12 protein-coding genes are annotated in these 11,034 nt (G+C 41.3%); 6 read left to right on the top strand and 6 right to left on the bottom strand.

The genetic code is table 11. The features are described 5' to 3' along the window. Positions 1-143 precede the first annotated feature (143 nt). From CXF89_RS08725 to CXF89_RS08700, 6 genes are all read right to left on the bottom strand, one after another. The gene (locus CXF89_RS08725) at positions 144-851 is read right to left on the bottom strand and encodes an HAD-IA family hydrolase (RefSeq protein WP_121954373.1); all 708 of its coding nucleotides are present in this window, start codon (positions 849-851) and stop codon (positions 144-146) included. 10 nt (positions 852-861) lie between these two features. Continuing rightward, on the bottom strand, positions 862-1,806 hold the full coding sequence (locus CXF89_RS08720) for a tyrosine recombinase XerC (protein WP_121954372.1): 945 nt from the start codon (positions 1,804-1,806) through the stop codon (positions 862-864). After that, positions 1,803-2,414, bottom strand: coding sequence for a DUF484 family protein (locus tag CXF89_RS08715; protein WP_121954371.1), 612 nt, complete (start codon positions 2,412-2,414; stop codon positions 1,803-1,805). Before CXF89_RS08715 ends, CXF89_RS08720 begins: the two co-directional genes overlap by 4 nt. Then, positions 2,411-3,241, bottom strand: a complete 831-nt coding sequence (dapF, locus tag CXF89_RS08710) for a diaminopimelate epimerase (protein ID WP_024589649.1) — start codon at positions 3,239-3,241, stop codon at positions 2,411-2,413. Before dapF ends, CXF89_RS08715 begins: the two co-directional genes overlap by 4 nt. Positions 3,242-3,305: 64 nt before the next feature. Continuing rightward, the gene (lysA, locus tag CXF89_RS08705; protein WP_007580550.1) at positions 3,306-4,559 is read right to left on the bottom strand and encodes a diaminopimelate decarboxylase; all 1,254 of its coding nucleotides are present in this window, start codon (positions 4,557-4,559) and stop codon (positions 3,306-3,308) included. Beyond that, complete coding sequence (locus tag CXF89_RS08700; protein ID WP_024592613.1) at positions 4,560-4,754, bottom strand: LPS translocon maturation chaperone LptM; 195 nt, start codon at positions 4,752-4,754, stop codon at positions 4,560-4,562. It abuts the gene before it with no gap. A gap of 341 nt (positions 4,755-5,095) precedes the next feature. Between CXF89_RS08700 and cyaY the strand changes: the two genes are divergently transcribed. From cyaY to CXF89_RS08670, 6 genes are read left to right on the top strand one after another with little or no spacing between them, the layout of a single operon-like run. Continuing rightward, on the top strand, positions 5,096-5,419 hold the full coding sequence (gene cyaY / locus CXF89_RS08695) for an iron donor protein CyaY (RefSeq protein WP_002960979.1): 324 nt from the start codon (positions 5,096-5,098) through the stop codon (positions 5,417-5,419). Continuing rightward, complete coding sequence (locus CXF89_RS08690) at positions 5,416-6,072, top strand: alpha/beta hydrolase (protein ID WP_007580555.1); 657 nt, start codon at positions 5,416-5,418, stop codon at positions 6,070-6,072. The genes cyaY and CXF89_RS08690 overlap by 4 nt, the downstream gene beginning before the upstream one ends. Positions 6,073-6,094: 22 nt before the next feature. Further along, positions 6,095-7,072: a DUF2914 domain-containing protein gene (locus CXF89_RS08685; RefSeq protein WP_121954370.1), complete on the top strand. Its 978-nt coding sequence runs from the start codon at positions 6,095-6,097 to the stop codon at positions 7,070-7,072. Positions 7,073-7,107: 35 nt separating this feature from the next. Further along, positions 7,108-8,046, top strand: coding sequence for a hydroxymethylbilane synthase (hemC, locus tag CXF89_RS08680; protein ID WP_010554568.1), 939 nt, complete (start codon positions 7,108-7,110; stop codon positions 8,044-8,046). Then, positions 8,047-9,888 (top strand): uroporphyrinogen-III C-methyltransferase, encoded by a 1,842-nt coding sequence (locus tag CXF89_RS08675; RefSeq protein ID WP_121954369.1) that lies wholly within the window; start codon positions 8,047-8,049, stop codon positions 9,886-9,888. It abuts the gene before it with no gap. Continuing rightward, a complete protein-coding gene (locus CXF89_RS08670; RefSeq protein WP_121954368.1) occupies positions 9,885-10,994 on the top strand; it encodes a heme biosynthesis HemY N-terminal domain-containing protein in 1,110 nt (369 codons plus the stop codon). The genes CXF89_RS08675 and CXF89_RS08670 overlap by 4 nt, the downstream gene beginning before the upstream one ends. The last annotated feature ends 40 nt before the right edge of the window (positions 10,995-11,034 follow it).

Raw genomic sequence — 11,034 nt, 5'->3', positions numbered from 1 at the left:
ACATGATCATTTTATCGCATTAAATAACTCACTAACTGCGTTAAAAATTATTTATATAGAACAACTATATGTCACAATTTTCGCCTTGTTATTGTGCTATTTTCTTAGCGCTATAATAGAACACTTATTTAATGCAATTGGTATTATTTAATAAAGTGCGTTAAAGCATGGATGTTGACTATTTCAATATCAGCCAGCCCTTTATAAGCATAATTGGCGCCTTGATCGTTTAACCATACCGATTGGCAACCGGCATTATTTGCGCCTTGTACGTCGGTATCTAGGCTATCGCCAATGTGTAAAATTTCACTTTTAGCAACGTTTAAATGTGTGGCTGCTTTATCAAATAAGGTGCTGTGAGGTTTTGCTTTACCGTGCATACCTGCTTGCAGTACGAGTTCAAATTTATCGTGTAAGTTAAAGCGTTCAATTTCAACGTTACCGTTAGTAATCGCAACAAGCGTAAAGTGTTTGGCTAGGTTATCTAGTAAGTTTAGTACGTCATCGCTTACGACTATGTTGCTGCGCGCATCGGCAAAGGCGTTATAGGCGGCATTTGCATGGCGCTCTACATCATCTGCGGTAAACCCAAGTTTAGAAAGCGCTAAACGTAGGGTGTGTTTGCGCCATTTAGTTACATCATCTGCGAGATCTGGGTTTTGTATTACGGCAAGTTCGCGACATAGTTGCCAGTACTTTGGACCTTGCTCTTGATAGCCCGGTAGCGCGTTTAAATAATTTTGTTGGGCTTTAACGGCTGCTTTTATAATAGGGTGATTGCTGTATAGCGTGTCGTCTAAATCAAAGCTCATGACAGAAAATGGCTTAATAGCACGATTAAATCGGATCATATTTATTTTCCTAATCAGTTCGTTTTTTTGCGCGAGGGTGAGTGTTGTCGTACACCTTGGCTAAATGTTGAAAATCTAAATGCGTATACACTTGTGTAGCCGACAAACTGCTGTGCCCTAGTAATTCTTGCACGGCGCGTAAATCACCAGATGATTCTAAAATATGTGACGCAAACGAGTGGCGCAGCTTATGCGGGTGAACCTGCGAGCTAATGCCTTGTTTTATTCCCCACTCTTGCATGCGTAGGCGCACTTGGCGAATCGAAATACGATTTTTTTGGCTACTTAAAAATACTGCTATTTCATCGGGCTTTGCAAACTGAGGGCGTATTGTGAGCCATTTTTTTAATGCGTCTAACGCTTTTTTACCCACCGGAATTAACCGCTCTTTATTGCCTTTACCACGCACTAAAATTTCACCATTGGCAGCACTAATATCTTGCATGTTAGCGCCAACTAATTCGCTTATACGCAGCCCTGATGAATACATAAGCTCCATCATTGCTTTATCTCTAATAGCGAGAGGTTCGTCGTCGGGTATTTCGAGCAAGCGTGCCATTTGATCTACGTCGAGATTTTTAGGTAGGGGCTTTGCAAACTTAGGGCCTTTTATACCTATAGCCGGATTATGGTAATGCGATTGCTCTGCAATGTTTTTTGCTTTTAAAAACTTATATAAGCTGCGAATACAACTGAGCTTTAAGCTAATTGTACGGCCACTTAATTGTTTTGATCGCAGTGCCATGCTGTAGCGGCGAATATGCTCGCCTTGTACGCCAAACCAGTCGTCACATAGTTTGCTAAAATAAAGGGCTGCAAAGCCAAGTTGGCTTACGTATTGATTAACTGTGTGCGCTGAATATTGTTTTTCAAACTTTAAATAATCGCTAAATAGCGTTATGGGTGTATGCCAACTGTCGCTTAACTGGGTAGTATTAGGCGCATCGTCACTCATGCTAGTTTTTGCAACCGCAGGTGTAATGCGTTTATAAAGTCGAGTACAAACAGGTTATCTTGAGCGGGCTCAAAGTGGTTTACGTTACTGCTACCAAACGCCAAAATAGCGATAGGGTGCTTGGTGTCGCCAATTAAATAAATAGCGACAGATTGTGTATCTTCACTAAAGAATAATTCGCGCTCTTGCTGATTAATACGCCCTAAATAATGCCCAGAATGGGTAAGGCGATGCGCAATAAGTTCGTCGTATTTGGGATTATATTTTACTAATTTGCAGTCGCTAACATCTTCACTTGAGCAAATTATATTGCGTAGATTATTTGCAAGGGTGTCAAAATCGTCATGATTCCAAAGTTGGCGATGACACTGGCTAAACAAACGATATACAAGCTCGTTTTGCGTTGCATGCTTGCTCATAGCGTCTATTTGGTTTTTTAAAAGCGTGTTGTGCTCGCGTAATTGGCGTTGCTGAATATGTACCAGCGACGTTGCACCTTGAGCTTGCTGTTGCAGCTCAAGTTGTGTGAGTAGCTCCGGGTGCTGAACCAAAAAATCAGGATGTTGATGTAAGTAATCAATAACCTGTTCTTTACTTAGCTCGCTCATAGCGCTACTTGCCCGTCGAACACATGCTCTGCGGGGCCAGTCATGCGTACTGGGTGACCTTCGCCACTCCAACGTACTTGTAAGCTACCGCCTGGTAAATCTACTTGAACGGTTGTTGATAACTTATTTTGCATATGACCAATAACCATTGCTGCACACGCACCTGTACCACAGGCTAGGGTTTCGTTAACGCCGCGCTCCCACACTCTTAATTTAATGTGTTCTTGCGACACAACTTGCATAAAGCCAATGTTCGCTTTTTGCGGAAAACGTTCGTGGTTTTCAAGTAATGGACCCAATATATCAACTTGCGCGGTGGTTACGTCGTCAACTTCTAGCACGCAATGCGGGTTACCCATAGATACCGCGCCACTAAATACAGTGTGTTCTTCGGTTCTAATAATATAAGTAAGCTCACGCTTGCTCGCTTTTAGAGGGATTTTACTAGGCTCAAAATTTGGATGACCCATGTTAACCGTTACTTGACCGTCTTTTTCTATGTAGAGCGTTAAGTTGCCCGACTTGGTCGACACAGTAATTTTATGCTTGTTAGTAAGGCCCTTCATACGTACAAAGCGGGCAAAACAGCGTGCGCCGTTACCGCATTGTTCTACTTCGGTACCATCGGCATTAAATATTCGATAATGAAAGTCGAGATCAGGAGAGTATGGCGCTTCAACCATTAGCAATTGGTCAAAGCCAATGCCAAAATGGCGATCTGCCAGTTTTTTGATTTGATCTCGCGACAAAAAAACATTTTGTGTAATGTTATCAATCACAACAAAGTCGTTGCCTAAGCCGTGCATTTTGGAAAAATTAACTAACATAGCGCTCTAATTCGGTTTTGCTCTGTGCTAATCATGCCACAGAGCAGCTAGTAGACAAAAACGTTTATGGTAAAACTTTCTCACCTTGATAAAGGCTTTCAATAGTTTCGCGTTCACGAATAAGATGATGCTGCTGACCATCTACCATTATTTCTGCAACACGCGGGCGCGAGTTGTAGTTTGAACTCATGGTAAAGCCATACGCACCAGCACTTCGCTGTGCGAGTAAGTCGCCTTGTTTAAGCGCTAGTTCACGATCTTTTCCTAAAAAGTCGCCGGTTTCGCACACCGGACCCACAATATCAAAGTTGTGAGTCGGTGTTTCGTCGTCGCGAACTGATACCGGAATGATTTTTTGCCACGCTTGATAAAGCGCAGGGCGAAGCATGTCGTTCATACCTGCATCTACAATGGCAAAAAATTTGTCTTGGTTTTGTTTAATAAATTCAACTTGAGTAACTAAAATACCTGCGTTAGCTGCAATAGCGCGCCCTGGTTCAAAAATTAGTTCAAGGTGTTTATAGTTAGCTAAGCGCTCGGTAACTTGCGCTGCATATTCACTTGGGTGCGGTGGTTGCTCGTTGTTATATGGCACGCCTAAACCGCCACCAATATCTAAGTGAGTTAGCTCAATACCGTTGGTTTTTAGCTCATCAATAAGCGCCATGAGTTTATCAAGGGCTTCTAAAAATGGTCTTACTTCAGTTAATTGAGAGCCAATATGGCAATCAACACCAATAATTTTTAAACCAGGTAAAGCCGCTGCTTGTTGATAAACACTTACTGCAGTTTGTATATCAATACCAAATTTATTTTCTTTTAAACCAGTAGAAATGTACGGATGTGTTTTTGCATCTATGTCGGGGTTTACGCGAATAGAAATAGGCGCTTCTAGGTTAAGCTCGCAAGCCACTTCAGAAATACGCTCAAGCTCAGAGGCTGATTCAACGTTAAAACATTTAATGCCCAGTTTTAATGCGTAAGCTATTTCGTCAGACGTTTTCGCCACACCCGAAAAAACCACTTTAGAAGCATCGCCTCCCGCTTTAATTACACGCGCAAGTTCGCCTTTGGATACAATATCAAAACCCGATCCTAGGCGCGCTAATATATTAAGCACGGCAATATTTGAGTTTGCTTTTACGGCGTAACACACCAAGCTTTTATGATTTTTAGTGGCGTTAGCAAACGCTAAATAATGGCGCTCAAATGTAGCGCGCGAGTACACATAACACGGCGTACCGTATTGCTGCGCTATGCTTGCCACACTGACGTCTTCGGCAAATAATTGGTTGTTTTTGTAGTTAAAATAATCCATTTATTGCTCCTGACTTTGCGATATTTTGGCTTGCTCAGCGGTAGTGGCTGGCTGAGCTGTATTTTGAGGTTGGTTTTGCTCTGTTTGTTGCTCTGGTAAATATAACGGACCGCTTTGTCCGCAGCCAGCTAAGGCGCTTAACAGTACAGTGCTTATTAATAGTTTTTTTAATTGTAAGGTATGTGTCGCTTTCATTAGATTAATACGGTTGCTGGCTTTATAATCGCAGAGTAACAGAATATCTAAAAAATGCAGCTATTCGCGGATGATTTTATTCCTGTTACACTAGGACTTGTTTATCTCTCGAGGTTGAATTTGCGCTGCCCGTTGGGTTCGTCCTAGGAACGATTTACTCTTTGTTGCTCGGTTTTAACTTAGTCCACTAGGTTACAAACCTCGCGCCGCGATTAAATCGCCCCTAGATAGAACAAATTTCAATCCTGAAAGGTTAACAGGCCCTAGCTGCACATTTTTAAAGCTAATTCAAAGCTAAAACGTACCCAATATTAGGCGGCTCGCCTGCAAAGGAAATAACAATGACTGAACACGAATATCACCAATTAGCCGAAGCTCTTATGTTCACTATTGAAGAGCAGGTTGATGATTGCGAAGCTGATTTAGATTACGAATCGGCACAAGGTATTTTAGAAATAATTTTTCCTGATAAAAGTAAAATAGTGATTAACAAGCAAGCACCTCTTCACCAAGTATGGGTTGCGACTAAGTTTAACGGACATCATTTTGAAATGCGTGATGGGTTATGGATTGATAACCGTTCTGGCGCTGAATTTTGGGCGTTTATAAATGAAGCCTCAACTCGCCAAGCAGGCCAAGAAGTTAAGTGGCAATCATCACTATGAGTTTAGAATTTGTAGAATATGCAGCCCAAAGTGAGCACAAAGCAACGGTTATTTGGTTACATGGTTTAGGTGACTCTGGGGATGGTTTTGCGCCAGTAGCTCCGCAGCTTAATTTACCAAGTGAGCTTGGTATACGGTTTGTTTTTCCGCATGCGCCAGTACAACCGGTCACCATAAATGGTGGCATGGAAATGCGCTCTTGGTACGATATTAAATCTATAGAATTAGATAAGCGTGCCGATGAACAAGGCGTAAGGGATTCGGCTGCAAAGGTAGAAGAGTTAATTAATAAAGAAATTGCTAATGGTATACCTGCTAATAAAATTATTTTAGCTGGCTTTTCTCAAGGTGGTGTTGTGTCTCTGCATTTAGCACCGCGCTTTGAGCAAAAGCTTGGGGGTGTTATGGCGCTTTCTACTTATATGTGTGTGCCGCAAAAATTTGCTGATGAAGCAAAGCATACTGATTTAAACGTATTTATGGCTCATGGTAGCCAAGATAACGTTGTACCGCATAGTGCGGGAAGAAGTGCGTTTGAAGTATTAACAGCACATAACATGGATGTAAGCTGGCAAGAATACCCAATGGCTCACCAAGTTTGCGCAGAAGAATTGCAAGCTATTCGCCAATGGTTAATTGCTCGTTTAAGCTAATTTTGGAACCGCTGAGGTCAATATGAGTCAAAAAATAGTTATTAAAGCAAATGTTAAACGCGAACTACAAGAGAGTGTACCAACGGTAAGCTACGAGTGGAATTGGCGTCGTATTGTGAGTATTGCTATGTTGGTATTAATGACCTCTGCAGCAGTTGTGTATGGCTTAACAACGTCAGCCAGTGCAGAGCAAGGTGAGCATCCAAATGAGCAGGAGCAATTTTTAAGCTTTAGCAGTAACGCTCAAAACCAGGCAAACGTTGAAGTAACGGATGTTGAGTCTGAATCATCAATAAACAATACCCCTAATGAATCTGCAGAGGTAATGCAAGCTCGGATTGAACCGTTGTCAGCTGAGCAAAATGAGGCTCAACTAAGCATTTCAAGTAATACATCTGATGAAGCTGAGCTTGTAAATAATCCCCCTGTTTTATTGGCTAACAACGATAGTGTTACTGAACAAAGCGAAAGCATTAATACAGAGTTAAACTCAAACCTTGATAATGATGTGCAAGAAGAAACCGCAGAAGCTCAAAACGTAGCTGAGCTAGCCAGTCAAAGCGACTTACTTTTAGAGTTAGAAAGTGATGATGGCGCATTGAGTGGCACTGAAGGTTTTTCGCCGACAGCACAAGTGGCAAGTGTGGCTTTGGGCGCGCAAATAGACACGGGTAAAATTAGCCGTGCGGTACTTACTCGTAAAGTAAGTAAGCGTGAGCCCACTAATGTGTTTGCTGCTGATATTAGATTAAGTCAGTTTGATGAAGGCGTATCGTTTTTTAGTGAGATTAAAAATCTTCAAGGCCAGCAAGTTAAGCATGTTTGGTCGTTTGAAGGTGAAACTATGGCTGAAATTACACTTAATGTTACTTCGCCTCGCTACAGAACGTACTCAACAAAAAATATCATGGACACACAAACAGGCCATTGGCGTGTTGATGTAGTTGATGAGCAAGGCAATTTAATTGCCCAAAAAGAGTTTAGAATTTTAGCTGACTAAAACTAGCTAAACGCAGTAATTAATTGGATACCCCTATGACAGAAAAAACAAAATTAGTACGCATCGCAACGCGCAAAAGCGCCTTAGCACTTTGGCAGGCCGAATTTGTAAAAGCAGAGCTTGAGCGTTTTCATGCAGATGTGCGCGTAGAATTAGTCCCAATGTCGACGCAAGGGGATATAATTTTAGATACGCCATTGGCTAAAATTGGCGGTAAAGGCTTATTTGTTAAAGAGCTAGAGCAAGCTATGTTAGATGGCCGAGCTGATATTGCCGTGCATTCTATGAAGGACGTGCCAGTAGAGTTCCCAGAAGGATTAGAGCTGTATACTATTTGTGAGCGTGAAGATCCGCGTGATGCGTTTGTATCAAACAATTTTGCAAATTTAAACGAGCTACCACAGGGCGCTATTGTGGGTACTTCGAGCTTACGCCGCCAGTGCCAAATTAAAGCACTTCGCCCTGATTTAGATATTCGTGATTTGCGCGGTAATGTAAATACGCGTTTAGGTAAATTAGATGATGGCCAATACGATGCTATTATTTTAGCGGCAGCGGGGCTTATTCGTTTAAAAATGAGTAAGCGTATTGCTGACTACATTGAGCCAGAAGTGTCATTACCGGCAAATGGTCAAGGCGCTGTAGGTATTGAATGTCGTATTGATGATGAAGTAACAAAAGCATTACTTGCACCACTTGAGCATACCCAAACACGTATTCGCGTAAATGCAGAGCGTTCGATGAACCGCTATTTAGAAGGTGGTTGCCAAGTTCCTATTGGTGCTTATGCATTAGTTGATGGCGAGCAGGTACATTTGCGTGGTTTAGTGGGTGCTGTTGATGGCAGCGAAATTTTACGTGACGAAGTAACAGGTCATGTAAATGACGCAGAAGAACTAGGTATTGAGCTTGCTAAAAAATTACTAGCTCAAGGCGCAGACAAAATATTAGCTGAAGTTTATAGAGACGCATAAATGACACATATTCTGATAACTCGGCCCGAAGGAAAAGGCGCAGCCCTTGCACAGCAACTTGAGCAAGCGGGTTATCAGGCGTCTTTATTTCCGGTATTAAAAATAACGCATTTAACACCCTCCAGCACTGAACTTAGTCCGCTGTTAAATGCAGATAAAATAATATTTATATCGCAAGATGCAGTCAGTGCACTTTCGCAATTAAAACCCGATATAAACACCAAAGCGCAGTTTTATGCGGTTGGACAACAAACAGCCGACATTATATATGAGCAATTTGGTGCGCGCGCAGCAGTACCAAAGCAGTATGATTCAGAAGGGTTGCTTGCGCTCAAATCACTCGCCGAGGTTGATGGCAGTAATATAGTGTTAGTTAAGGGGCAAGGTGGCCGCCCTGAGTTAGCTAAAACGCTAAAAGAGCGCGGTGCTTTTTTAAATAATTGTGTTGTGTACAAACGTGAACCCACAGAGAGTATTACCCCTAACTGGACAGACCACTGGAAAAGCCAGAATGTACACGGTATAGTCATAACAAGTAATGCAGCAGTTGATGCTATATTTAAAAGCCTTACTGCACACCAACTACAATGGTTACAACAGTGCCGATTTTATGTTGCAAGCGAGCGGATAGCCGCTTATTTAAAGTTGCAACAGGTAAGTTCGGCTAATATACACATTGCAGCAGGGGCTAGCGATAATGCTATGTTTACCTGCATAAATCAGCAAGGTAGCAACATGAGCGAACAGTCAAAGCCAGTTACGGCAGAAAAAGCCACATCAACAATAGCTAACCCGGCCTCAGCTAAATCAGCTAAGCAAGAGCCAGCAGCTACAAAAAATACGACAGAAAAAAACAAACAAAAGGTAAGTAAGGTTGCAGCACTTGCGCTTCTTATTTCGTTAATTGTGGCCTCTGGTGTTGGATACGAGTTTTATCAAAAATTAAATGCTGGTAAGGTGCAAAACCTAGCCGTTAATGAGTTAAGCGAGAAAAATAAGTTACTCGTTCAAGAGCTGCAAGCACTTAAATCGGCGCAATCTAATTTGCAGCAAGCGCTGTTTAATAGTGAGAAAAAAGTAGCCGCAACCTTAAGTGAAAGTGCAGCTCAAAATCAGCAAGAGCTAAAAGCAGCCCTGCAAAAAGCGCAGCAACAAGGCTCGTCTTTAAACCCACAAGAAGTAACCAGCTTACAGCGTATGGCTGAATTTAAACTATGGGCTGAAAAAGATTACCAAGGCACTAGTGCTGTTTTAAAGCGCTTAGATGCATTACTTAGCGAACACCCAGGAACAGTTGAAGTTCGCCAAGCTATTATGCAAGACATACAAACACTTGATAGCCTTAAACCTATAGCAACAGAGGCTATTTATTTACAGCTAAACAGTGCACTTAATAGCGTTGATAATTTAGTTTTTAATGCGGTTAACTTGCCAGAAGAAGCGGCTGCAATAGATGAAAATGCTTTAAGTGATGACGTGAGTGATTGGCAGCAAAACCTGAGTAATAGCTGGAATAAAATTGTGGATGGCTTTATTACTATTCGCCAGCACGAAGGTGTTTCCATTGAGCCATTACTTACAGATCAAGATCGCCATTTAATTAATCAACGAATCAAGCTTAATATAACTCAGGCACAAGATGCACTTATGAGTAAGCAGGCGAGTATTTTCTTTAGCGCCTTAAGTGAAGCAAAACGTTTAGTTGGTGAGTACTTTAAGCAAGACGATGATGCAACCAAAACGGTACTTAAAGCGTTGTCTAAACTCGAAAAAGAGCAGCTTAATTTTAATCCAAAAATAACCTTAAATAGTACACAAAAGGTTAAGGAGTGGGCGCAATGATAGGGCTAATTATTTTAATTGTAGCTATTGTTGTTGTACTAGCGGTTACTCCATTTGTGCTAGATGAAAAAGGTTATGTACTTATTTCATTTAACAATACGACGATAGAAGGCACGATAGTATCGTTTTGTATAATGGCAGTCATTACCGCTGTTGTTTTATATTTAACATATAAGCTAATCCGCTACTTATTATCGATTTATCATAATACTAAACATGGCTTTTTTGCACGTAGCCAAGAGCGCAAACAAGTGGCTATTGAGCAGGCTCTGTGGAGTGCTATTAATGATGATTATGAGCATGTAGAGCAGGCTCTATCGGGTAATAGCGTACCAGATAAGTTTGAAGATATTCGCTTAGCATTACTTGCAAAAGCAGCGCTTGCTAATAATCAAACAGATAAAGCACTTGAGCGTTTATTTGAAATAAGCCCAGAGCATCAATTAAAAGTAGCAAAGCTATGGTTGGCAAGTGGCGACAGTAGCGCGATTGAATCACAAATGCGTATTAGCGCAGAAGCTAAAAAAGCCACCGCACTTGAGTTAAAACTTTATGCAGAAGTATTAGTACAGCAACAACACTTTAGTGCGCTGGAAGATTTTTTGCCGCGTTTATTACGCAAAAAAGCACTTACTGATGCACAGTGGACGCAGTTATTTAGTGCCTACTTTAATGCGTTAGATGCAGACAAACTGAGTGAAAAATATAAACAGCTACCGAAAAAGCTGCAAGCTCATGCCCACACCGCATATTTAATGCAAATGGCGCAAGCAGGTCAATTGGCTGCTATTGAAAGTGACTTAATTAAAATGGTTAAGCACAATGAGCAACACTTAGAGCTTGCCAATATATTAAGTAAAGCAACAGCAGCCGATGCGCCTAAGTTGCAAATAAGCATACAAGAACGCCTTAAAAAGGATGATTCAAATAATTCACTATTACTTGCGCTGGCTTGCCTTGCTAATGCTAAAGGTGATTATGACTTAGCAGCTAGAATTTTTGATAAAGCACTGAATAGTGACAATAAAAAACAGTTCTCTGAACAAGCTGTTTTAAGTTATAAAAATAGTGCACAAGCAGAAAAGGCGCTCGTTTTATATCAATAAATGACTACACTATAACTACTTAGCATTTTTTGTAGTTCAG

This window comes from Pseudoalteromonas sp. MelDa3 (genome assembly GCF_002863625.1).
Taxonomy (GTDB): Bacteria; Pseudomonadota; Gammaproteobacteria; order Enterobacterales; family Alteromonadaceae; genus Pseudoalteromonas; species Pseudoalteromonas arctica.
This window is presented reverse-complemented; position numbering and strand designations above follow the sequence as displayed.